At 65.3% G+C, this 21,410-nt stretch carries 22 protein-coding genes and 1 pseudogene; 12 read left to right on the plus strand and 11 right to left on the minus strand.

The window, feature by feature from the left end; genetic code table 11:
• Nucleotides 1-109 precede the first annotated feature (109 nt).
• The 4 genes from SLQ33_RS27500 to SLQ33_RS27515 all read left to right on the plus strand — a co-directional run bounded on the left by SLQ33_RS27500 (nt 110) and on the right by SLQ33_RS27515 (nt 4,644).
• Complete coding sequence (locus SLQ33_RS27500; protein ID WP_319457074.1) at nt 110-1,321, plus strand: iron-containing alcohol dehydrogenase; 1,212 nt, start codon at nt 110-112, stop codon at nt 1,319-1,321.
• A 91-nt stretch (nt 1,322-1,412) separates the two neighbouring features.
• Nucleotides 1,413-2,597, plus strand: a complete 1,185-nt coding sequence (locus SLQ33_RS27505) for a thiolase family protein (RefSeq protein WP_319457075.1) — start codon at nt 1,413-1,415, stop codon at nt 2,595-2,597.
• Nucleotides 2,598-2,603: 6 nt separating this feature from the next.
• The gene (locus SLQ33_RS27510) at nt 2,604-3,611 is read left to right on the plus strand and encodes an acryloyl-CoA reductase (RefSeq protein WP_319457076.1); all 1,008 of its coding nucleotides are present in this window, start codon (nt 2,604-2,606) and stop codon (nt 3,609-3,611) included.
• Between the two features lie 247 nt (nt 3,612-3,858).
• On the plus strand, nt 3,859-4,644 hold the full coding sequence (locus SLQ33_RS27515; protein ID WP_319457077.1) for an alpha/beta hydrolase: 786 nt from the start codon (nt 3,859-3,861) through the stop codon (nt 4,642-4,644).
• An 18-nt stretch (nt 4,645-4,662) separates the two neighbouring features.
• On the opposite strand, the gene SLQ33_RS27520 is transcribed toward SLQ33_RS27515, so the two are convergent.
• Entirely contained in the window at nt 4,663-5,106 is a 444-nt protein-coding gene (locus tag SLQ33_RS27520; RefSeq protein WP_319457078.1) for a MaoC/PaaZ C-terminal domain-containing protein, read from the minus strand.
• A 248-nt stretch (nt 5,107-5,354) separates the two neighbouring features.
• Between SLQ33_RS27520 and SLQ33_RS27525 the strand changes: the two genes are divergently transcribed.
• Entirely contained in the window at nt 5,355-6,281 is a 927-nt protein-coding gene (locus SLQ33_RS27525) for a class I SAM-dependent methyltransferase (RefSeq protein ID WP_319457079.1), read from the plus strand.
• An 84-nt stretch (nt 6,282-6,365) separates the two neighbouring features.
• Nucleotides 6,366-6,887, plus strand: coding sequence for a YbhB/YbcL family Raf kinase inhibitor-like protein (locus SLQ33_RS27530; RefSeq protein WP_319457080.1), 522 nt, complete (start codon nt 6,366-6,368; stop codon nt 6,885-6,887).
• Nucleotides 6,888-6,935: 48 nt separating this feature from the next.
• On the opposite strand, the gene SLQ33_RS27535 is transcribed toward SLQ33_RS27530, so the two are convergent.
• Nucleotides 6,936-7,703: an SDR family oxidoreductase gene (locus tag SLQ33_RS27535; protein WP_319457081.1), complete on the minus strand. Its 768-nt coding sequence runs from the start codon at nt 7,701-7,703 to the stop codon at nt 6,936-6,938.
• A 61-nt stretch (nt 7,704-7,764) separates the two neighbouring features.
• Nucleotides 7,765-8,619 (minus strand): SDR family oxidoreductase, encoded by an 855-nt coding sequence (locus tag SLQ33_RS27540; protein WP_319457082.1) that lies wholly within the window; start codon nt 8,617-8,619, stop codon nt 7,765-7,767.
• A 95-nt stretch (nt 8,620-8,714) separates the two neighbouring features.
• Between SLQ33_RS27540 and SLQ33_RS27545 the strand changes: the two genes are divergently transcribed.
• The gene (locus SLQ33_RS27545) at nt 8,715-9,107 is read left to right on the plus strand and encodes a helix-turn-helix domain-containing protein (RefSeq protein WP_319457083.1); all 393 of its coding nucleotides are present in this window, start codon (nt 8,715-8,717) and stop codon (nt 9,105-9,107) included.
• 47 nt (nt 9,108-9,154) lie between these two features.
• Here the strand turns inward: SLQ33_RS27545 and SLQ33_RS27550 are convergent, their stop codons facing one another.
• Nucleotides 9,155-9,865, minus strand: a complete 711-nt coding sequence (locus tag SLQ33_RS27550; protein WP_319457084.1) for a response regulator transcription factor — start codon at nt 9,863-9,865, stop codon at nt 9,155-9,157.
• A gap of 206 nt (nt 9,866-10,071) precedes the next feature.
• On the opposite strand from SLQ33_RS27550, the pseudogene SLQ33_RS27555 reads away from it, so the two are divergent.
• The 3 genes and pseudogenes from SLQ33_RS27555 (at nt 10,072) to SLQ33_RS27565 (ending at nt 13,006) form a co-directional block, all read left to right on the plus strand.
• Nucleotides 10,072-11,297 (plus strand): annotated as a pseudogene (locus SLQ33_RS27555) (L,D-transpeptidase).
• The gene (locus tag SLQ33_RS27560) at nt 11,275-12,045 is read left to right on the plus strand and encodes a helix-turn-helix domain-containing protein (RefSeq protein ID WP_319457085.1); all 771 of its coding nucleotides are present in this window, start codon (nt 11,275-11,277) and stop codon (nt 12,043-12,045) included. The pseudogene SLQ33_RS27555 and the gene SLQ33_RS27560 overlap by 23 nt, the downstream one beginning before the upstream one ends.
• Nucleotides 12,046-12,091: 46 nt before the next feature.
• Entirely contained in the window at nt 12,092-13,006 is a 915-nt protein-coding gene (locus tag SLQ33_RS27565; protein WP_319457086.1) for a sterol desaturase family protein, read from the plus strand.
• On the opposite strand, the gene SLQ33_RS27570 is transcribed toward SLQ33_RS27565, so the two are convergent.
• The 5 genes from SLQ33_RS27570 to SLQ33_RS27590 form a co-directional block, all read right to left on the minus strand.
• Nucleotides 13,000-13,920 carry a M56 family metallopeptidase gene (locus SLQ33_RS27570; RefSeq protein WP_319457087.1) on the minus strand — a complete coding sequence of 307 codons (921 nt, stop codon included), beginning with the start codon at nt 13,918-13,920 and terminating at the stop codon, nt 13,000-13,002. The genes SLQ33_RS27565 and SLQ33_RS27570 overlap by 7 nt on opposite strands.
• Nucleotides 13,917-14,285, minus strand: coding sequence for a BlaI/MecI/CopY family transcriptional regulator (locus SLQ33_RS27575; protein WP_319457088.1), 369 nt, complete (start codon nt 14,283-14,285; stop codon nt 13,917-13,919). The genes SLQ33_RS27570 and SLQ33_RS27575 overlap by 4 nt, the downstream gene beginning before the upstream one ends.
• A gap of 93 nt (nt 14,286-14,378) precedes the next feature.
• Nucleotides 14,379-15,125 carry an NlpC/P60 family peptidoglycan endopeptidase RipB gene (ripB, locus tag SLQ33_RS27580; RefSeq protein WP_413467742.1) on the minus strand — a complete coding sequence of 249 codons (747 nt, stop codon included), beginning with the start codon at nt 15,123-15,125 and terminating at the stop codon, nt 14,379-14,381.
• Between the two features lie 270 nt (nt 15,126-15,395).
• The gene (locus SLQ33_RS27585) at nt 15,396-16,220 is read right to left on the minus strand and encodes a polysaccharide deacetylase family protein (protein WP_319457103.1); all 825 of its coding nucleotides are present in this window, start codon (nt 16,218-16,220) and stop codon (nt 15,396-15,398) included.
• 92 nt (nt 16,221-16,312) lie between these two features.
• Entirely contained in the window at nt 16,313-17,791 is a 1,479-nt protein-coding gene (locus SLQ33_RS27590; RefSeq protein ID WP_319457090.1) for a multicopper oxidase family protein, read from the minus strand.
• A gap of 142 nt (nt 17,792-17,933) precedes the next feature.
• On the opposite strand from SLQ33_RS27590, the gene SLQ33_RS27595 reads away from it, so the two are divergent.
• On the plus strand, nt 17,934-18,683 hold the full coding sequence (locus SLQ33_RS27595) for a response regulator transcription factor (RefSeq protein ID WP_319457091.1): 750 nt from the start codon (nt 17,934-17,936) through the stop codon (nt 18,681-18,683).
• Nucleotides 18,680-19,870 carry a sensor histidine kinase gene (locus SLQ33_RS27600; RefSeq protein WP_319457092.1) on the plus strand — a complete coding sequence of 397 codons (1,191 nt, stop codon included), beginning with the start codon at nt 18,680-18,682 and terminating at the stop codon, nt 19,868-19,870. Before SLQ33_RS27595 ends, SLQ33_RS27600 begins: the two co-directional genes overlap by 4 nt.
• Here SLQ33_RS27600 and SLQ33_RS27605 read toward each other — a convergent pair.
• Nucleotides 19,836-20,492: a DUF305 domain-containing protein gene (locus tag SLQ33_RS27605; RefSeq protein WP_319457093.1), complete on the minus strand. Its 657-nt coding sequence runs from the start codon at nt 20,490-20,492 to the stop codon at nt 19,836-19,838. The genes SLQ33_RS27600 and SLQ33_RS27605 overlap by 35 nt on opposite strands.
• Nucleotides 20,493-20,724: 232 nt before the next feature.
• Nucleotides 20,725-21,213: a hypothetical protein gene (locus SLQ33_RS27610; RefSeq protein ID WP_319457094.1), complete on the minus strand. Its 489-nt coding sequence runs from the start codon at nt 21,211-21,213 to the stop codon at nt 20,725-20,727.
• Between the last annotated feature and the right edge of the window lie 197 nt (nt 21,214-21,410).

Raw genomic sequence — 21,410 nt, forward strand, 5'->3', positions numbered from 1 at the left:
GACCACCACATCGGCGATATCGCAGGCGATTTGGCGGTGCAGTTCTGGGCTCTGGCGAGCCCAGCCAATCAACCCAGTCCATAGCGAACGACCCGAAGGAGCTGCGGCGATGAGTACAAGAATTGCCTTGCCCCGCTACGCCAGATTCGGCGCGGGCGCACTGAATGACGTCGGTGAACTCGTCAAACGTCTCGGTAGTAGCCGGCCCGCGGTCATCACCGACGCCTTCTTGGCTGGAAACGGGCGGGCCGAGCGAGTCATGGAACTGCTGCGGGCTGTGGACACACAGCCAGTGCTGTTCTCCGAGACGGTGCCGGATCCGACGACCGATTCCCTCGATGCTGCGCTGCAGGTCATTCGCGAGCACCGCGCCGACGCAGTCATCGGGTTTGGTGGGGGCAGCCCGATGGACACAGCGAAGGCGTTGGCGGTGCTGGCCAGCAATGGCGGGCAGATGCGTGACTACAGGGCGCCGCGGAGCTACGAGGGCCCGGTGTTGCCGATCATTGCGATCCCGACCACAGCCGGTTCCGGTTCGGAGACTACGCAGTTCACCATCATCACCGACACGGCCGCGGACGAGAAGATGCTCTGCCCGGGGTTGTCCTTCCTGCCGGTGGCCGCCATCGTCGACTTCGAACTCACGCTGTCAATGCCTCCGCGGCTCACCGCCGACACCGGTATCGATGCGTTGACGCATGCGGTCGAGGCGTATGTCAGCCGCAAGGCCAACCCGATCTCAGATGCGTTGGCCCTAGCGGCGATCAAGACGATCAGCGCGAACCTGCGGCGGGCATATCACGACGGCGCGGACCGCGACGCCAGGGAAGCGATGATGATGGCAGCGACCCAAGCTGGCATTGCCTTTTCAAACTCCAGTGTCGCGCTCGTCCATGGCATGAGCCGTCCGATCGGGGCGCATTTCCATGTGGCCCATGGACTTTCCAACGCCATGCTGTTTCCTGCCGTCACCGCCTTCTCCCTGCACGCTGCGCCGCGGCGCTACGCCGAGTGCGCCCGCGCGTACGGGATCAGCGCCGTGGGTAGCGACTTGGCGGTCGCGAGGCGGTTCGTCGACAAGATCGCATCCTTGTGCGAAGAACTACACGTGCCAACCCCACGCGCGTACGGAATCGACAAGACCGTATGGGAGGACAAGATTCCCATCATGGCCCAGCAGGCTCTGGATTCGGGTTCGCCGGCCAACAACCCCGCCGTCCCGACGAATATCGAGATCCAGGAAATCTACGCCGATGTCTACGATGACCGATTGGTGGCGGCGTGCCGTCCACACGATCAACTCACGTGGCCGGCGTGGTAAGGCATCAGATGGAGTCGCCTTGGCGCCGCCCGTTGGGACGCAATCGGTTTCGTCGACGCTCGGGTGGCCAATCGAGATATAGGAGCAAGTCATGGTGAGCAGTACCGGTCGCGACGCGGTTGTGGTGGGCGCGGTGCGCACACCGATTGGCAAAGGCAAGGCCAGCGGGGCGTTGCGCGATGTCGCGCCGGCCGACTTGTTGGCTCATAGTCTCGTCGAGTTGGTCAGGCGCACCGGCATTGATCCGGCCCAGCTCGATGACGTCATCGCCGGCGCCGTCACGCAGGCGGGTGACCAGGCCCTCAACATTGCCCGCAACGCACTTCTGGGAGCAGGTTTCCCGGAAAGCGTTCCGGGGACAACGGTGGACCGGCAATGCGGCAGCAGCCTGCAGGCCATCAGCTTCGCCGCGCAAGGTGTCATCGCTGGCGCCTATGACGTCGTCGTCGCCGCCGGTGTTGAGTCGATGAGCCGCGTGCCATTGTTGTCGGCCGTGTTGCCAGGCAGCGACCCGTACGGTCAATTGTTGCGCCAGCGCTACCCCGAAGGGCTTGTACCACAGGGCATCAGTGCCGAGTTGATCGCCGCAAAGTGGGGACTATCGCGGTCACAGCTGGATGAGTTCTCGGCCGGCAGCCACGAGAAAGCCACGATCGCCGCCAAAGACGGCCGGTTCGACGCCGAGCTGGCACCACTGGCCGAGCTGGCCCAGGACGAGCTCATCCGCCCTGGGACCACCGCGGAGATCCTTGGCAACCTCAAGCCCGCGTTCTACGACGAGACTTACTCCGCCCGCTTCCCGCAGCTCGACTGGTCGATCACACCCGGCAACTCCTCGCCGCTGTCTGACGGCAGTTCCGCCGTGTTGATCACCACGACTGAAGTCGCGAAGAAGCTGGGGTTGCGACCGCTCGCCCGGCTCCACACGATGACCGTCGTCGGTTCTGATCCGTTGTACATGCTCACCGGCGTCATCCCCGCCACCGAGAAAGTGCTGAAACGCGCGGGACTCACGCTCGCCGACATCGATCTGTTCGAGGTGAACGAAGCCTTCGCCCCGGTAGTGCTGGCGTGGGCGCACGACACCGGAGCCGACCTGTCCAAAACCAACGTCAACGGGGGCGCGATCGCGATCGGCCATCCGGTCGGTGCCAGCGGAGCGCGCATCATGGCCACGCTGATCAATGCGCTCGAACAGCGTGGTGGCCGCTTCGGGTTGCAGGCCGTGTGTGAAGGCGGGGGCCTGGCCAACGCGACGATCATCGAAAGGCTGTGACGAACGATGACGTCGGCGGTCGTAGTCAACGCATTGGTCGCACAACAGGATGCCGACGGCTCGATCACCCTTGCGCACCAGGTCGTTGACGACACGTTCCTGCCCGAGGGCAACGTCCGGATCGCTGTCGAATACTCGGGGATCAACTACAAGGACGCGCTGGTGGTCACCCCGAAGGGCGGTGTGGCACGGTCCTATCCGCTCATCCCCGGGATTGATGTCGCGGGAACTGTGACGGCGAGTGCTGTCGAAGACTTCGTGGTCGGCGACCGCGTGGTCGCCCACGGTTACGACATCGGCACCAGCCGCCACGGTGGCTATGCCGACACCGCCCGCTACCCGGCCGACTACCTCGTCAAACTCGACGAACTGAGCACTGCCGAGGCTGCCGCAATCGGCACCGCCGGGTTCACCGCTGCGATGAGCGTCAACGCCATCCGTGCCCACGGGATCGACCCGAGCGACGGACCGGTGTTGGTCACCGGGGCCACCGGAGGGGTCGGCAGCATCAGCGTCGACATCCTCGCGGGACTCGGCTACAAGGTGATCGCCTCCACCGGCAAGCCCGAGGCCCACGACTACCTGATGAAGCTCGGTGCCGATGAGGTCATCGGCCGACTGCCCGCCGAGGGTGACAAGATCCGGCCATTGGGTGCGTCCACCTGGGCGGCAGTCGTCGACAGCGTTGGCGGCGACACGCTGGCGTACGCGCTGACTACGTTGAAACACGGTGGTGTGGCGGCGATTTCCGGCCTCGCACGGTCAGCCGACCTGCACACCACGGTGATGCCCTTCATTCTGCGTGGGGTCACGCTGGTCGGCATCGAATCAGTCGGGGTGTCGATTGATGCTCGTCGCGACGTGTGGCGCCAGCTGGGGGGAGAGCTCAGGCCACGCCACCTCGACGACATCACTCGCGACGTGACGGTGCTCGAAGCGCCCGACACGCTGCGCATCATCGTCGGCGGCGGCGTCACCGGGAGGACCAGGGTCGTTGTGAGAGACGGCTTCTGAGTTGTTCAGCGTGCAAGACACCGCGGCGCGGTCACCACCAGCTGCTTCGTACCGCTATGAACAGACCCCTCGCCGCCCCGCAACGCATTGAGTGATGGTACGCCCGCGCCGTGTCACACGCTGTGCCCGACGGCGAACGATTCCTGTTGAACGGCAACCAGTCTGGACTCACTCCGACAGTTCGAAATAATTGATTCAATACTCGAATTGTGCTTCGCAACTTGGGCTGTGGGCGGAGAATTAACCCATGATCGAAGTGATCGACAAGGGGTCATGCACCGAATCTCACCCCACGCCATTGCTCTTTGTTCACGGCGGATGCCACGCAGCGTGGTGTTGGGACGAGCACTTCCTAGATTATTTTGCCCACAATGGGTTTCGCGCCGTCGCGCTCAGTTGGCGAGGCCACGGCGGCAGCAGGCTGTCGAAAGGTCTGCAATCATGTTCCATGGCTGACTATCTCGACGACCTACACTGGGCGGCCAAGGAGCTTGGCGGTCAGCCCGTGCTCATCGGGCATTCCGTTGGCGGCTTCCTCGTGCAGAAGTACCTCGAGAACCGCGGGGTTCCCGCCGGCGTCCTGCTGGCGTCGACGCCGCCGCGAGGCATACTCCGCGCGGCGATGCGGCTCTGGCTTCGCCACCCGTGGACGGTATTTCGGGCCAATACTTTCGGCCAGTCACACGAGGTCTTCAACACTCCGCGCCTCGCCCGCGACTATCTGTTCAGTGCAGGCACTCCTGAACCGATTGTTGAAGCATGTGCCGCGCGTGTAGAGCCCGACAGCCGCCGCGCCATCTTCGTCGATCAGATATTCGGGCTGCCCAGGCCAAGCCGGGTGGCGACGCCGCTGTTGGTGCTTGGTGGAGAAGACGACTCCACGATCAGCAGTGACGAGGTTCGCGCCACCGCTCGCGCGTATGGAACCCAAGCGGAGTTCTTTCCCAAGATGGGCCACAACATGATGCTCGAACCAGGGTGGGCTGATGTCGCGGAGCGAATCCGAACTTGGTTGTGCACCAGGGGGTTGTAAGCGGTCATGGCGTCTCGTTCAGGTAGCGGGCCGACGAGCGACCATCAATGCGATATCGCCCTGTTGAACAGTGTCATCGCGCTGATTGACTAGGGTGAAGCGGCGCCGCAACACCCCTGCGTCCTGTTTGCTGGTCAGACTGGTGTCGATGATGCGTACGTTGCAGCGCAGCGAGTCGCCGATGAGAATTGGGGCGACGAATCTCCAGTTCTCGACACCCAGGAGTGCGATCGAGCTGCCCTCGAAGATGCCCAACCGCGAAGCCAGCCCCATCGCGACCGAGATGCCGAGAAGCCCGTGGGCAATGCGCTCGCCGAAGCGGCCCTGGCCGGCCGATTCAGCGTCGGTGTGTACCGGGTTGGTGTCCCAACTCCAGCACGCGAACGACACCACATCACTTTCTGTGATCGTGCGTGCCTGGCTAGTGAATTCTTGACCCGGGTAGAAGTCCTCGTAGTACAACGTCATTGGGGTACCTCCAGAGATCGATACCGCCACGAGCGCGCGGTGGGCCCACTTGCTACACTATTGTAGAATGATTTACGAACACGTTTAGGGTTTGTCGCGTCGCTCAATTACATCAATTGCCTTGTGCGGGAGCATCAGTGTCCGATGTGACGCTGCTCGTGCGCGCCGCCGACGGCACCAGGTTGGGCCGGGGAAGCCTCGTCGAGGGGTAGTACTCAGGCACCGGCAAAGGAGGTCGAGCAATGACATCGGTAGGTTCGTTCCGAAGCGACGGCGACCGCTGGGATCTGGCATCGAGCGTAGGAGCGACGGCGACGATGGTGGCCGCGTCACGGGCTTTTGCGTCGCAGGGGCCAGACCCGCTGCTGGACGACCAGTTCGCCGAGCCACTCGTCCGCGCCGTTGGTCAGGACTTCTTCACACGTCTCATGGATGGCGAGATCTTTCCCAAGAGTGGCGGATCCACGTTCTTCGACATGCAGCAGACGCGCGAACAGATCACCGTGCGCACGAGGTTCTTCGACGACTTCCTACTGACCGCGGTCACCTCGGGGATTCGCCAGGCGGTGATCTTGGCCGCTGGACTCGACGCACGCGCCTACCGACTGCCTTGGCCGCAAGGCACCGTCGTGTTCGAGGTGGACAAGCCCGAAGTGGTCGATTTCAAGACGACCACTCTGCAGAGGCTGAGCGCTGAGCCCACCGCAGTGCGGCGAGCCGTAGGTGTGGATCTGCGCGATGACTGGCCAGCAGCACTGCGCGAAAACGGCTTTGACACGACACAACCCACCGCGTGGATAGCCGAGGGTCTACTGGTCTATCTGCCGCCCGAGGCGCAGGATCGCTTGTTCGACCACATAGCGGCGCTCAGCGCGCCCGGTAGCCGACTGGCGACTGAAGACTTTCTCGACCACGGCGTGTTCAGCGATGGGCGCTCAAACGTCTGGCGCGACGGCTGGCATGAGGTCGGATTCGACTTCGACGTGGCCGCGCTGTTGTGGGGTGGCGAGCGCAGGCAGGTGAGTGATCATCTGGGTTCGCTGGGGTGGCGCGTCGATGTGGCAAGCAGCGACGAACTGTACGCCGTCAACGGTTTTGAGCTACCAGACTCCGCATGGGCCGGGGCATTCCGAGACACGCATTTCGTTGGCGCCGAGCTGCTCCCGTGAGTGGCCACAGTCGGCATCGACGTTCGGCACGACCGTGCCGGACGAAATCCGTTGACACTGCTAATTGAATCCGAGAGGAATGACATGGCGACTCCGTACGACCCGATCGGCGACGTTCCGTCCTTCACCCTGACCTCTGAGTCGTTGACCGACGGCGGTCAGCTGACCGCCGACCAGGTCAGCGGCATCATGGGTGCCGGAGGTTCCGACATTTCACCGCAGCTGAGCTGGTCGGGCTTCCCGGAGGAGACCCAGAGCTTCGTGGTCACCGTCTACGACCCGGATGCACCGACCGGATCCGGGTTCTGGCACTGGGCGGTTGCGAATCTGCCCGCTAGCATCACCGATCTGCCAGCCGGCGCCGGTGACGGCTCGGTTCTGCCGGGTGATGGCCTCGTGCTTGCCAACGATGCCGGGCTCAAGCGTTTCCTCGGAGCGGCGCCGCCCGCCGGCCACGGTCCTCACCGTTACTACATCGCCGTGCACGCGGTGAAGGTGCCCAAGCTCGACGTCACCGAGGACGCGAGCCCCGCCTACCTCGGGTTCAACCTGTTCGCCAACTCGATCGCACGCGCCGTCATCCACGGCACCTACGAGCAGAAGTAGGGCCGAACCACCCACAGCTAGTCCTGCTGGGCGGGCGGGATCCGAGGGTCACCACGGCAGTGTCACGCCTTCCTCGTCGGCGGTGGAGCTCGTGTACGTGCCGGTGGGACCGCCGTCGTCGAGGGTCGCCATGCGCACTGGCATCTGAGCGCCCTGCTCGAGGCTGAAGGCGCCGGTGTGGCCGGTGGCGTCGGTCGGAACCCAGCCGGGGGCGACTGCGTTGACGAGGATTCCGTCACCGCGAAGTTCGTTGGCGTACATGACCGTCAGCGAGTTCAGCGCCGCCTTGGACGTGCTGTAGCTGAGCAGGACGGGAAACTGCCCATCCGGGAAGCAGCCGCTCGGATCGTGGTTCTCGACGGCCGCTGTCAGCGAGCCGAGCACGCTGCTGACGTTCACGATGCGGGCCGCGTTGGACAGACGCAACAATGGCAGCACCGCGTTCGTCACGGTTACGACGCCGCACACGTTGGTCGCGAACGTCGCCTGGAGGTCCTCGAGCGGAGTCTGGCTCGGCGGGTGCCAGGGACGGGTGATCCCGGCACAGTTGACGAGTACGTCGAGACGCCCGCTCTGGTCCTCGATGTGCTTGGCGGCCAGGCGCGCGCTGGCCTCGTCGGTGACATCGAGCGCGACGTGCCGAGCGTCGATGCGGGCCTCGCGCAGCTCTCGCTCGGCCTGCAGACCGCGGTCCGGGTCCCGGGCGCCGAGCCACACCGTCATGCCGAGTTCGCCGAGCTGCTGCGCAATCGCGCGGCCGACGCCTTTGTTGGCGCCGGTGACCAAGGCGACACGGCCGCTGCTGATGAACTTCATGAAAGTCCTTCTCTATCCCATTCCGCGGCCCAGCAATTTACGTGCCCAGAGGCTTTGTGCCTCAACCCTTTAGCGCAACTGCGATCGAATCGGCGATCGGCGTGGTGGGACGCCCGATCAGGCGGGAGAGCTCCCCGCTGGTGCCGGCAAGCTCGCCCTTCTCGATGGACGCATCGACTTCCGCCAGCATCGCCGCAAGCGGCTCGGGGAGCCCGGCGCCCGTCAGGACGCCCGCGTAGGCCTCGACGGAGACGGCGTTGTAGCCGATCTCCTCGCCGGTCTGCTTGCTCAGCTCGGCCGCATACTCGGCCAAGCTCCACGCGGTGTCGCCGCTGAGCTCGTAGGTCTTGTTCTCGTGTCCCTCGCCGGTGAGCACGGCGACCGCGGCCGCGGCGTAGTCGGCCCGGGCGGCTGAGGCGACACGGCCCTCACCGGCGGCCTGAATGACGGTGTGGTACTGCAGTACTGGGGCCATCTGCTCGGTGTAGGCCTCGCTGTACCAGCCGTTGCGCAGCAGGACGTAGGGCAGACCGGACCCGAGGATAGCGGCCTCGGTGCCCCTGTGGTCGTCGGCGAGTGCGGCGGTTAGGGCGCCGGGGGCACTGGTGTAGGCGAACAGCGCGACCCCGGCTGCCTGCGCGGCGTCGAGGGCGATCTCGTGCTGGCCGACGCGGCCCTTGTCGAACTCGCTGCTGGAGATGAGGAGCACCCTGTCGCCGGCATTGAAGAGTCCATCAAAGCTCTCCGGGACGTTGTAGTCGGCGATCGCGATCTTCACGCCGCGGGCCGCGAACCCAGCCGCCTTCTCCTCGCTGCGGGCGACGGCAGTGATCTGGTCGGCCGGAACCCGCTCCAGCAGGCCCTCGATGACGAAATGGCCGAGGTTTCCGGTGGCGCCGGTGACGACGATGCTCATGATTGGACGATCTCCTTGTTGTGGGGTTGCCTGCCCTCTAACCTAGGAGTGGACTAACGATCTAGGAAGTACCCACTCTGAAGTAAGGTACTAGCATGGAGGTAAGTGCCCCGACGCTGGTGGAGCGCATACGGAACGCCAACACCGACGCGGAGTGCCCCCATCGGCGGGTTCTGGAGCACGTCACGGGCCGGTGGGGTGCTTTGGTCTTGATCGCACTGCTTGATCGGTCGTATCGGTTCAGCGAGCTGCGCCGGGAGATCGGCCAGGTCAGCGACAAGATGCTGGCCCAGACCCTGCAGACCCTGGAGCGCGATGGCGTGGTTCACCGCGATGCCAAGCCCGTGATCCCACCCCGCGTGGACTACTCGCTCACCGACCTCGGCCGGGAGGTCGCCGAACTGGTCTGTGGTCTCTCGCAGTGGACGGAGCGGCGAATGGCGGCGATCGAAAAGGCGCGCGAGGAGTACGACGCGGCGAAGGCGTAAGTCCACCCACCGGCGGGTTGGCGACAGGAACGCGACCGGCTCGGCTGCTAGCAATCGAGCCGATAGCCGACCCCGCGCACGGTGAGCACGTAACGCGGTGCGCCGGGATCGTCGCCGAGCTTTCGACGCAGATGACCGATGTGCACACCGACGGTGTGGCGGTTTCCGACCCACGACAGACCCCATAGCTGCTCCTCCAAGTGGCGCCTGGTGATCACTTCACCAGGACGGTCCAGGAGCAGCGCGAGTATCTGAAACTCCGTGCGCGTCAACGACACCGGGTGGCCGCCAAGAAGTACGCGACGGGCTGCGAGGTCGACCTCGAGGTCGCCGACGGCTCGGTGCGATGCGATACGACGGCGAGTTTCGCGCGCAACGTCATCGCCGGCGAGCGGATGCCGCAGCGCGTCGCGGATCCGGGAGGTGAGGCCGCGGATCGTGGGGGCAATGTCATCGTCGGTGACGGCAATGACGTGGGGTGCGCATACCGCGCGCAGGCGGTCGAACATCTCGACTCCGCGCTGATGGCTTCCGATGCAGACCAACACCACGTCGGGGTCGCCGGTGAGCAGGGCCTCGAGTGCGTCGGATTCCGATGGTGCAACGTCCACCGCGAACATTTGATCGCCCAGATGCTTCGTGAGTCTGGCGGCGTAGATACTCCTCGGCTCCACCAGCAGCACGCGTATGCGCCCGGCCGCCGGCGTCGCGATCGAGGGCGACTCGAGGCGACTCGTCCCGTTCGTAGTCGTGCCCATTTCTCTCATTCGACCGTTGCAAGTGCGGCCGTGTCCGACATCTACTATAGAACAACGTACGTAGTAACTACGGAGATACTGGATTGGTGCGGATTGTGTCTCGCTTCATCAAATCTTCATCGAACATCGAACCGACCCACATCGGCAGTCAGGACACTGGAATCAGAAACGGAGCCAGGCGAGATACAAGGTTGAGGAGTCACGACATGGTGCGTTCGGTCACCGCCCGGCGACGAGGTGCGGCAGGGCGGGGGCTCGCGGCCATTCTGCTCGTCGTCGGGCTGGCGTTGACTGCGTGCGTAGGCACGGGCGCGGGCACTACTGCAGCGCCGCAGCCTGAGGTCATCAGCGACAAGGGGACCCCCTTCGGTGATCTTCTCGTTCCGAAGCTGATGTCGTCGGTCACCGACGGGGCGATCGGTGTGCCGGTGGACTCGCCGGTCACGGTGAGCGCCGGTGATGGCGTGTTGGGGGCTGTCACCTTGCACAACGCAGAAGGTGCACCCGTGGACGGCCGGCTCAGCCCGGACGGGGTGACGTGGGAGTCGGCGGAGCCGTTGGGCTACAACAAGCGCTACACCTTGTACGCCGAGGCATTCGGACTCAGCGGAGCGACCAGCCGCCAGATGACCTTCGAAACGCACTCGCCGGAAAACCTCACCATGCCGTTCGTCATGCCCAACGACGGTGAGGTCGTTGGAGTCGGTCAACCGATCGCGATCCGGTTCGACGAGGCGATCACGGATCGCGTCGCGGCCCAACGAGCCATCACGATCACCGCGACCCCGCCGGTTCAGGGCGCCTTCTACTGGCTGAACAATCGCGAAGTGCGTTGGCGCCCTGCCAAGTACTGGAAACCAGGGACGACGGTCGAAGTGAAGGTCAACACCTATGGTGTCGACCTGGGCGACGGATTGTTCGGCCAGGACGACGTCACCACCCGATTCACCGTCGGTGACCAGATCATCGCCACTGCCGACGACGCCACCAAGACGATGACCGTGCGGCGCAATGGCCAAGTCGTCAAGACGATGCCGATTGCAATGGCAAGGACAAGACGCCAACCGACAACGGTGCCTACATCATTGGCGACCGCTACTCGTTCCTGGTGATGGATTCCTCGACCTACGGTGTGCCGGTGAACTCTCCGGACGGGTATCGCACGGAGGTCGAGTGGGCCACTCAAATGTCGTATAGCGGAATCTATGTCCACTCGGCTCCGTGGTCGGTCGGAAGCCAGGGACGCAGCAACGTCAGCCATGGCTGCCTCAACGTCAACCCCGCCAATGCGCGCTGGTTCTACGACAACACCAAGCGTGGCGATATCGTGGAAGTCATCAACACCGTCGGCTCGACGCTGCCTGGGGGAGATGGCTTGGGTGACTGGAACATCCCCTGGGAGCAGTGGCGTGCGGGCAACGCCAGCGTCTGAGCATGGCGCCGTCGAACCGCGCTGGGGCGGCGCGGCGCTGCTGCGCCCAGGGGTGCTTGCCTTCACCGGATCGATCGGCACCACCGATGCACATGCCCACCACGCAGTGCAGATCATCACGGCGACAACACCGTTGACGGTGCTCGACGAACACGGCGTACGGCACACCGGCCTCAACATCGTCGTGCCCGCCGATGCACCGCACCGGATCGAGTCCGGCGCAGAGGACGGCGCGGTGGTGTTCCTGGACCCGGAGTCCGCACCGGGACGGTCCGCGCACCTGCGTGCCACCGGCTCCGGGTGGGCAGTCACCCCCGCCCTCGCCCCCATCCGGCGACGTCCGCTTGCGACGGTGGTCGATGAACTGGTCGCGCACTTGGCGCCGGCTGCGGACGACGTCGCACCTCGCCATCCAGCGGTCATTCATGCGTTGCAGGTGCTTCCTGCCCTCGTGGCGGCAGGTCCGGTGAGCGGCACGGGACTGGCTGCGCGAGTTGGCCTTTCGGCGAGCCGACTGACGCATCTGTTCACCTCGCAGGTCGGCATCCCGCTACGCCGCTACGTGTTGTGGTCGAGGCTGCGGATCGCGATCAGTCGGGTGCAAGCCGGTGACGACCTGACGGGCGCCGCACACGGTGCGGGGTTCGCCGACAGTGCCCACCTGACCCGCACCACCCGCGACATGTTCGGCCTGCCGCCTTCGGTGCTGAGCCGGCACGTGACCTGGGACCTCGACAGCGTCGGTTAGCCGAATCGTTCAAGCGTCACGACCGGCAGGCCGCGACCATCAAGCCATGAGCACGAATTCTTCGACGTTGACCAGAACCCCGGTTCAGACGGTGGCCCGCTTCGGCTATGTGCCGTTCATGCTGATCGGGCTCAACGGCGCCGGCATCGCCCTGACCGCTGCAGGCGCACCGAAATTCTGGCTGCTGATGATCTTGGGCGTGGCGATCGGCGCATCGTTCCTGGTCGAGCGGCTCATCCCGTACGACCGAGACTGGAACGACGACCGCGCCGACACGACCCGCGACCGCATCCACGTGGCAGTGAACGAAACCCTCGTCTTGGGCAGCGTCGCCGCTATCCCACTGCTTGCCGCGATCGTTCCCGCTCCGCGGCTGTGGCCGCACAGCTGGCCGTTTCTGCTGCAGGTGCTCGCCGCCATCCTGATCGCCGACCTCGGCATCACGGTCGTGCACCTGGCCAGCCACAAGGTCGAGGTGTTGTGGCGGTTCCACGCGGTGCACCACAGCATCACCCGCTTCTACGGCCTCAACGGCCTGATGAAACACCCCCTGCACCAAACAGTCGAGATGACCGCCGGCGTCGCCCCGCTCATCCTGATCGGCCTGCCAGTCAACGTCGCCTCCGCCCTGGCCCTGGCCGTCGCGATCCAACTGCTGCTGCAACACTCCAACGCCGACTACCGCATCGGCCCCGCCAAATACGTCCTGGCCCTCAACGAAGGTCATCGCTTCCACCACCTCAAATGGGCCGGCATCGGCGACGTCAACTTCGGCCTGTTCACCCTGCTCTGGGATCACCTCATGCGCACCTACTCCTACGACCCCGCACGCCGATTCGACTCCACCCAACTCGGCATGGCCACCAAACCGGACTACCCGAGCAGGTACCTACAGCAGATGATCTACCCGTTCACCCGAGGCGGCGGCTGCGCCCTCAAACCCACCGGGATCAATCAGTGATGGCAGAGCAAGTCGATCAACGCAGGCGCGCTGAGGGTCGAGATCATCGTTGCCGTTAGCGCGATGCGCTGACGCCATTGCATTCCCGGCCGGGCCGGATCGGCTAGCCGCAGTACACGTGCGAGCACCGCGGTGCCCGCGGCAGCCAATCCGTCAGCGGGTGAGGGCCGTTGCCCAGCCAGGGTGAGCAGGCCGACGAGCAGCGGCCTGGTGCCAAACCGTCGCGCCGCGGTGTCGTCGGCGCACATCTCCAAGAGTTCAGCGACCGCATCGGCACCGCGGCGAAACAGCGGCAGGCGGGGCAGGCTGGTCGCCAACCCGCGCAGAACCATCAGCAACTGGTGATGATGGCCAGTGATGTGGGCGTTCTCGTGGGCAAGGACGGCGGCAAGCTGGAAGCGGTCCAGTGCATCCAGCGCGCCCGTGGTGATGACGATCGCGTTGGGTTTACCCGAGACGCAGTAGGCAGCAGCGTGGTGAGCGTCGACGACGACGACCCCTGGCCGATCAGTAGGGCGCCCGACCATCCTGGCCTCACGCGCGTGTTCGTGGCTGCGCGCACGCAAACCAAGGACTGACCGTCCGACGCGGCCGATCACGACGGCAGAGACACCCGCAGCGATCACGATCAACGCCACCGAACCCAGCCGGCCAGGCAGCGGTGTGTGCTCGGACAAACCGAACAATTCCAAGCACAGCGTTACAGCCGAGGAGTCCGTCAGACCGTCCACGGCAGCGACGGCGAAGAGGGCGACCGCCCCGATCCAGGCCAGCAGTGCCGCGCCGAGTGCCGTCAGCCATGCCGCGATTCCCATGTGCGGGGTGACGCCGGTTCGAGTCAAACGGGTCAGCAACGGCGGCGCGAGCCACGTCAGCACGCCGCCGTAGAGCAGTAGCCACAGGGCCGAGGTCACCGCCGTCGTCCCGCGCGCCGCAGTGCCGCCTTGAACTGCGCAGATTCTTCTGCATTCATCTGGTCGACGAAGAACGCCAACACCATGTCGGTGTCTCCGCCTGAATCGAATGCGTCGCGCATCAATCTCGCCGAGCGTTCCTCCCGGCTCATCGACGCCGTATAGAGGTACGCCTTGCCGCTGCGCTCGCGCTGCAGCCAATTCTTGCGATGCAGATTGTCCATCGTCGAAAGAACAGTGGTGTACGCGATCTGACGCTCTTCGGCGAGTTCGTCGAAGATCTCTCGAACGGTGACCGCCTCCTCGCGGTCCCAGACGCGATCCATGATCACCGCTTCGAGGTCGCCGAAAGCTCGTTGTTGCATCGCCATCTCCTGCCTTCGGTGCAATGGTGGCTGGCCTGGACATCAGGGTAGCGGCCACCGCTGCGACTTCCCGCTGGACGCACCGACGGTCCGCTAGGTCTCGATGATGCGAGTCACGTAGGGAGTCATTCCACCGGTGCGCACGGGTGAGATCTTTATCGGCACCCCGGTTTGTTGCGCTTCGATCATCTGGCCGCCCCCAAGGTAGAGGGCTTCGTGTTGGCCGCCTCCTGGACCCCAAAACAGTAGATCTCCGCGTTTGGCTTGCGACGGAGGGACTTTGCGGCCGGCGTCGTATTGATCGCCGGAGTAGCGGGGAAGCTGAACGCCGACACCGGCGAAGGCGTAGCGCGTCAGGCCCGAGCAATCGAAGCCGACGGTGCCTGCGCCAGAGTCGATTCCACGGCTCGGTCCGGTGAGGCTGCCGCCGCCCCAGGAGTATGGGACACCAAGCTGCGATCCGGCTCGACGGATCACGTACTCGATGGCTTGTCTGCCGTACAGGCGGTTACCGCTCAGACTGGCGCTTGGATTGGTAGCTGGGCTCACAATGCCCAGGCTCCCCAAGAACTTGCGCCCCATGTCCATGGTGGTTTGAGCCGCCATCGCGGTCGCCTGTATCGAGGCGTTGGCGATCGCCACCGGATCCCCTGGCGCTCCTGCGCTGAGGACGCTCGGCAGCGACGGATCCCACGGGCCGTTGTTGGGCTCAGCACGAGCGGGCGTCGCCAGGACAATCGCGAGCACGGCGCACCAAATGAGGAGAAGTCGCGCGCTGCCAGACTGGCGCTGCCCTGCACTTTGCGACCTCTGCGACGCGCCTCGACGTCGGTCGGACATGTTCGTGCGAGATACGGAGGGCATGATCAGTTCTCCTTCTGACGCGGCCATTGCTCGTCGCATCACGAGTGCCGCCATTTCGCGCGTCTCGCCGCTCATCTACGTACCAACTAAGTACGTACGGACACCGGACACATTACGAAGCTACATCACTCCAGCCCCATTGGTAACGTTCGTAACACAACTACAATCATGTAATTCACTGCGCGCGCACGCATTCGCACTTTGGGTTCACGCGCCGTGCGCCCGGCTGATCGACCACTGACGGGCCTACCGCGGACCGCCGGGATCCTGATTGGGGAGGTCGGTGATTGGCAAGTTCGGTGCCGGCTTGGGTGACGGAGTGGCAGGCAAGGCGGGGACGCGCTCAGGCGGGATGTCCCGAATGTCGTTGGCCGGGGGACCATTCTCGCGGCCGCCGTAGCTGCTACCTGGCGCTCGCGTGCCCACCAGATGGCTCACGGTCACCAGGTGATAGCCATTGGCCTTCAGTACCGGCAGGAATTGATAGACCAAGTCCACAGTGCTGCTGTAGGTGTCGTGCAGGAGGACTACCGAGCCGGGCTCGATCTGCGTCTTGAGCATGTACGTGGTTGCGGCGATGTTCGCATCGTTGATCCAGTCGAACGGGATGACGTCCCAGAGGATTTCGGCCAAGCCTTGGCGTCCCGCCTCGGCGCGAACCGCGTCACTGGACAGTCCTCCGGCGGGCCGGTACAACGTGGGCGCGCGGCCGGTCGCCGCGGCGATCGCTTCGGTGGCTCTGCTGAGCTGGCTGGCAATGGCGGCGACGGGGATCGTGCTCATATTGGGGTGCTCCCAGGTGTGGCTACCGATCTCCATCCCAGCCACGGCGATGCGCGCTGCGGCCGCCGGATCGCGTGCGACCTTGTTGCCGATGAGGAAGAAGGTCGCCTTCGCGTCGTCGTCGGCGAGAATTCCCAGCAGTCGGTCGGTGAAGGGGCTGGGGCCGTCGTCGAAGGTCAGCGCGATGCACTTGGCTCTCGAGCAGTCGACGGCGTCGGCGCTGCCGCGCGCGGCGCGGTAGGCCACCACCATCGACGCTGCGACCGCCACCACGACCGCGACGAACATTGCGATCGACACTCGAGGCCAGTGATTGCGCAACAAATGGGACTCCTCGATCTACTATGTAGGTACGTAGATAGTAGATGCCCGTCGGCTCGTCACGTGTACTCGAGAGTCGTCATCATGCCGGCCTCCTGGTGATAGGTGTTGTGGCAGTGCAGCATCCATACTCCTGGATTGTCGGCGACGAACGTGGTGGTGAGGGTTCGCCTCGGCAAGACGATGGCCGTGTCCTTGCGTGCCCCCAGCGTGTTGTCGGCGCGGACCGTCTGAAAGGTGTGGCCGTGCAGATGCATGGGATGCCACATCGTCGTCGCGTTGTCGAACGTGAGGATCACTCGCTGACCCTGATGCACCATCAGCGGTGCGCCGTCGGGGAACGCTCGTCCATTGATCGACCAGTCGTAGCCCATCATCGACCCGGTCAACCGTGCGTTCAGCGTCACGTCGGCGACGCCACTGGGAAGGCTCGCCGCCGGTGTGGCGGTGAATGACTCGAGGGTGCCGACACGTGCGGTCAACTCGGCAGGTCGGAAATCGGCCTCAGGTGCGGTTCCGGCGCCGGTCCGGAGCAGTGCCCGCGCGTGCGCGTCCTTGCCCTCGGCCACTGCCACCAACGGGAAGACACCGTCGCCTGCCGTGACGATGACGTCGTAGCGTTCACCCATTCCCACCAGCAAGGCATCGACGTCGACGGGCACGACGGCGAAACCATCGGTGTGGGTGACGGTCAGAGCATGACCGGCCAACGCCACGCGGAACGCGGTGTCAGAGCCGGCGTTGATGAAGCGGATGCGGATGCGTTGGCCGGACACGGCGCCAAAGGTGCTGGGCGCGCTAGGTATTCGGCCATTGATGAGGTAGTACGGGTAGGCGACGTCACCTGCGTCCCCTCCGAGCAGGGTGCTACTGCCGATGTCGACCATCCCGGGCATACCCCCCATGCCGGGCATGTCGTGCGCGCGTGCGTCCTTTTCCGTGAGGTCCTCCCACACTTGTTGCGGGGTCCTGCCGATCCCGTCGGTCCAGTCATCGAGCACGACGATCCACTCGGCGTCGTAACGGCCCGGCTCAGCGGGGTCATCGATGATGACGGGCAGATACAGACCTGTGTCGGCCTCGAGCCCCGTATGGGGGTGAGCCCAATAGGTTCCCGGGTGCGGTGCGGAGAACCGGTAGGTGAATTCGCGGCCGGCGTCGATGTCGTGGGTGGCCGGAGCTGCGCCGTCCATGTCGTTGCGTAGGGCGATGCCGTGCCAGTGGACTGAGGTTGGCTGGGTGAGTCCGTTGTCGAGGGTGACGACGAGATCGTCGCCCGCCGTCGCGCGTAGCAACGGGCCGGGCACCGTGTCGTCGTATGCCAAGGTGGCCGCCCGGGTGCCGCCAAGGTCGATGGTCGCCGGCCGAGGCCTCAGCGATGCGGTGACCGTGCGCCCGGTGTGCGGGCGTTGCGCCTCGGCCGCCGCCACGGCGTTGGCCCGTGCCGAGGATCCGTCGCCGCGACCACATCCCGTGAGGGCGAGTCCGCCGACCGCCGCGGTGGCAGCGATGAAGGTGCGCCTGCTGAACCGGTGCATGCCGGATTGCACCTCCTTTGGCTCCGATGCTGGCCCGCTTTGCACTCGATATCGGTGTGGGTCGTGTGAAGATTCGCTCAAGACTTCGGCCGAATCACAGTCCAGGGCCGCCAGTTGGCGTCGAACGGGCACCATGAAGGCCATGGATGACAGCTCAGCGCCGCCTCTGGGTGCACGCGGATATCGGGCGCTCGTGGTCGATGACGAGGCGCCGCTGGCCGAAGTGGTGGCCAGTTACCTCGAGCGAGATCACTTCGAGGCGACCGTGGTCTTCAGTGGTTCCGAGGCACTGGCGGTGGCGCGTGAGTTGGATCCCGACGTCGTCGTCTTGGATATCGGACTGCCCGGTGTCGACGGGTTGGAGGTGTGCCGCCAGCTGCGCACCTTTTCCGATGCCTACGTGATCATGCTGACCGCACGTGACACCGAGCTGGACACCGTCCTGGGGCTCACCGTGGGTGCCGACGACTACATCACGAAGCCGTTCAGTCCGCGCGAGTTGGTCGCGCGCATCCGGGCGATGCTGCGGCGGCCTCGCGTGCTGCACGGTGCTGGTGCGGTCCGGGGGGCGGGCTCGGACACCGCTCCGCCACGGCGCATCGGCTCGTTGCGCGTCGATGTCGCCGGTCGTGAAGTGTTCGTCGATGACGAGCCAATCATTCTGACCCGCACGGAATTCGACATTCTTGACGTGTTGTCGGCGCGGCCGGGGGTGGTGCTGAGTCGTCGGCAGCTTCTGGAAACAGTCCGCGACGGCCCGTGGGTCGGCAACGATCATCTCGTCGACGTCCACATCGGTCATCTGCGGCGCAAACTGGGCGACGACGCTGCATCGCCACGCTTCATCGTCACCATCCGCGGCGTCGGTTATCGGATGGGGACGGGCCAGTGAAAGTCGACACGACGGAAGACCAGGCACCGCAGCACCGATCGTCGCGACGGCCCGGTATCGGGTTGCGGTTGCTCTTGGCTCAGGCGTTGGTGCTGACCGCGGGCGCTGCGACCACCTGGATCGTCGCAGCGATCGTCGGACCCCCCTTGTTCCGCGAGCACCTCCACCGGGCTGGTGTGAGCGCCAATTCCATGGAGGAAGTGCACGCCGAGGAGGCCTACCGGTACGCGACCGTCCTCTCCATCGGGGTGGCCTTGGCGGTGTCCGCGCTCACGGCTCTGGCGGTGAGTTGGTATGTCAGCCGGCGGCTTCAGCGATCGGTTGCCGAAGTCGCGGGGGCGGCTAGGGCAGTCGCCGACGGGCGCTACGACATCCGCGTGTCACCGCTTCGGCTCGGCGACGACTTCGACGCGCTCGCCGAAGCCTTCAATCAGATGGCCAGCCGGCTTCAGACCGTCGAGGCCACCCGTCGGCGACTCTTCGGCGATCTCGCTCACGAGATCCGCACCCCGGTATCGGTCTTGGACGCCTACATGGAGGCCTTTGACGACGGGGTCCGTTCACCGACCCCGGAGACCACCGCGATGTTGCGGGACCAGACGCGTCGGCTGGTGCGGTTCTCCGAGGACGTCGCAGCACTCGCCCAGGCCGAGGAAAGCTCGTCCACTCTGGCGGTCACGTCGATCGACGTCGGAGAACTCGTCGACAACGCCTTGACCGCTGCACGGGAGCGGTTCGCTGCCGCGGCCGTCGAACTCGACGCAGAAGTGCCGACCGAGCTCCCCCGAATCTGCGGTGACCCCCAGCGGCTCGCCCAAGTGCTCGGCAACCTGCTCGACAACTCACTGCGGCACACCCCCAGGGGAGGACGAGTCACCGTAGGTGTCCAGGTCCATCGCGACCGACTCACGATGCACGTCGCCGACAGCGGAGAAGGCATCGCGGCGGAACATCTACCGCACCTGTTCGAGCGGTTCTACCGCGTCGACGCCGCACGCAATCGCCGTGACGGCGGGGCGGGCATTGGTTTGGCCATCACGAAGGCCTTGGTGGAAGCGCACGGCGGGCACGTCGCCGCCACCAGCGCAGGGGTCGGCGCCGGAGCCCAATTCACCATCGTGTTGCCGTTGGCGGGGCCACCCGGTGCCAACCTCATAGCGAGTCGAGCATCGCCTTCATCGTGGTGATCTCCTGCTGCTGCGACGTCACGATCGACCGCGCCATCGTGACGGCCGCAGGAAACTGCCCGATGTCAATCTCTTCCTTCGCCATCGTGATTGCGCCCTCGTGATGCTGAATCATCTGCGTCAGGAACAGCCGGCTCGCCTCTGCGCCCTGCGCCTCCTGCAGCGCTGCCATGTCCTGGTCGGACATCATCCCGTGCCCGGCCATCCCTGACATGTCACCTCCGGACATGTCGTGGCCCGGCATGCCCGGCATGGTGCTGCTCGGTGAGGACGACGTCGTCGTCGCGGCACCCCACTGGCTCAGCCAGCTAGTCATCTGGTCGATCTCGGGGCCCTGAGCAGCCTTGATTTCGTTGGCCAACGTGATCACCCGCGGGTCGACACCCTGCTTGCCCAGCAGCATGTCACTCATCTCGATCGCTTGCTGGTGGTGAGGAATCATCCCCTGAGCGAACGCAACGTCGGCATCATTGTGCGATTCCGCTGCAGGTGCGGTGCTCGAACTAACTACCGGCGTACCCGTCGACGTCTGCGCCTGCGTGTCGCCATTACTACATGCGCTGATGGTGATCAGCGCTGCCGCCGCAGCCGCTGCGATCCCGACTCGTTGCGTGTTGTGCATGCCAGTTCCCTCGTCTCGTGAAGCCAGTTGGTGTGGGCACCGCGCCTGTTGCGTGGAACCGCGCGGAGGACACCGACTACAGCCTTCGGGGAACAGATATGGGTCCCCTCGTCATTCGATGAAGATTCGATGAAGCTGGTTTGGTCCCGACGGCGAGACGTTCGGCGTCACCTGCCAAAACGATTGGGCCCCAACGTCACGTGACGTTGGGGCCCAATCGTTTTCGAGGAGATCAGGGTGCCGGTGGCGGCGGGGGTGGAGCGTTCGGATCGACCGGCTCCGGAAGGAACTGGACGAGCCCGGGCGGGATGTTCGTCCCGGGTGGCGGCGCGGTACCGGGCAGCGGTTCGCCGAGTTGCTCCGGCGGCGCCTGGCCTAGGCCGCCGTAGGTCCGCCCGTCGCGCTGCATGTCGATGAACCGGCCGAACCACTCCCTTCTGAGGACGTCGGAGTTCTCCTCGCCGGGTGCCACGTCGAACTGCTCACCGCCTGGTGCTGACGGCACGACGTGCTGGGGCAGCCCGTAGGCGTTGTTGAACACGTTGAGGTTTGGCACGATCCCGGTTGCGCCGTTCGGTGCAGACGGGGCCAGGTTCTGTCCGAGGACGCTGGCCTGATCCAGACCGACCACGTTGGGCGCTCCGAGCGTGCCCGGCTGGTCGGCGGGCGGAATCCCATTCTGCGCCAACACGTTGAACCCGGTCGGGCCGAGCGGACCCATGAACGGAACGACGGGACCTGGATCCGGAGGCGGAGCGGGCTCCGCGGGAAGCGGCAGCGGTTCGGGAGGCGGGTCCGCAGCGGCGGGGGGCGGGGGGGGGGCCCCCCCCCCCCCCCGACCCCGGGGCGCCGGTTGAGCCCCGCGGGGGGGGGGCGGCCGGGCCTGCAGGCTCGCTTCGGACTGGACTCGGGGAAGTG

Origin of the sequence: Mycobacterium sp. RTGN6 (assembly GCF_033804605.1) — a bacterium.
Lineage (GTDB): Bacteria > Actinomycetota > Actinomycetes > Mycobacteriales > Mycobacteriaceae > Mycobacterium.

What these genes read in the sequence shown, in the direction of transcription:
- SLQ33_RS27500 (WP_319457074.1), top strand. Translation starts at nt 110, where the DNA reads ATGAGTACAAGAATTGCCTTGCCCCGCTACGCCAGATTCGGCGCGGGC.
- SLQ33_RS27505 (WP_319457075.1), top strand. Translation starts at nt 1,413, where the DNA reads ATGGTGAGCAGTACCGGTCGCGACGCGGTTGTGGTGGGCGCGGTGCGC.
- SLQ33_RS27510 (WP_319457076.1), top strand. Translation starts at nt 2,604, where the DNA reads ATGACGTCGGCGGTCGTAGTCAACGCATTGGTCGCACAACAGGATGCC.
- SLQ33_RS27515 (WP_319457077.1), top strand. Translation starts at nt 3,859, where the DNA reads ATGATCGAAGTGATCGACAAGGGGTCATGCACCGAATCTCACCCCACG.
- SLQ33_RS27525 (WP_319457079.1), top strand. Translation starts at nt 5,355, where the DNA reads ATGACATCGGTAGGTTCGTTCCGAAGCGACGGCGACCGCTGGGATCTG.
- SLQ33_RS27530 (WP_319457080.1), top strand. Translation starts at nt 6,366, where the DNA reads ATGGCGACTCCGTACGACCCGATCGGCGACGTTCCGTCCTTCACCCTG.
- SLQ33_RS27535 (WP_319457081.1), bottom strand. Translation starts at nt 7,703, where the DNA reads ATGAAGTTCATCAGCAGCGGCCGTGTCGCCTTGGTCACCGGCGCCAAC.
- SLQ33_RS27540 (WP_319457082.1), bottom strand. Translation starts at nt 8,619, where the DNA reads ATGAGCATCGTCGTCACCGGCGCCACCGGAAACCTCGGCCATTTCGTC.
- SLQ33_RS27545 (WP_319457083.1), top strand. Translation starts at nt 8,715, where the DNA reads ATGGAGGTAAGTGCCCCGACGCTGGTGGAGCGCATACGGAACGCCAAC.
- SLQ33_RS27550 (WP_319457084.1), bottom strand. Translation starts at nt 9,865, where the DNA reads ATGGGCACGACTACGAACGGGACGAGTCGCCTCGAGTCGCCCTCGATC.
- SLQ33_RS27565 (WP_319457086.1), top strand. Translation starts at nt 12,092, where the DNA reads ATGAGCACGAATTCTTCGACGTTGACCAGAACCCCGGTTCAGACGGTG.
- SLQ33_RS27575 (WP_319457088.1), bottom strand. Translation starts at nt 14,285, where the DNA reads ATGCAACAACGAGCTTTCGGCGACCTCGAAGCGGTGATCATGGATCGC.
- ripB (WP_413467742.1), bottom strand. Translation starts at nt 15,125, where the DNA reads ATGTCCGACCGACGTCGAGGCGCGTCGCAGAGGTCGCAAAGTGCAGGG.
- SLQ33_RS27585 (WP_319457103.1), bottom strand. Translation starts at nt 16,220, where the DNA reads ATGTTCGTCGCGGTCGTGGTGGCGGTCGCAGCGTCGATGGTGGTGGCC.
- SLQ33_RS27590 (WP_319457090.1), bottom strand. Translation starts at nt 17,791, where the DNA reads ATGCACCGGTTCAGCAGGCGCACCTTCATCGCTGCCACCGCGGCGGTC.
- SLQ33_RS27595 (WP_319457091.1), top strand. Translation starts at nt 17,934, where the DNA reads ATGGATGACAGCTCAGCGCCGCCTCTGGGTGCACGCGGATATCGGGCG.
- SLQ33_RS27605 (WP_319457093.1), bottom strand. Translation starts at nt 20,492, where the DNA reads ATGCACAACACGCAACGAGTCGGGATCGCAGCGGCTGCGGCGGCAGCG.
- SLQ33_RS27610 (WP_319457094.1), bottom strand. Translation starts at nt 21,213, where the DNA reads ATGGGTCCGCTCGGCCCGACCGGGTTCAACGTGTTGGCGCAGAATGGG.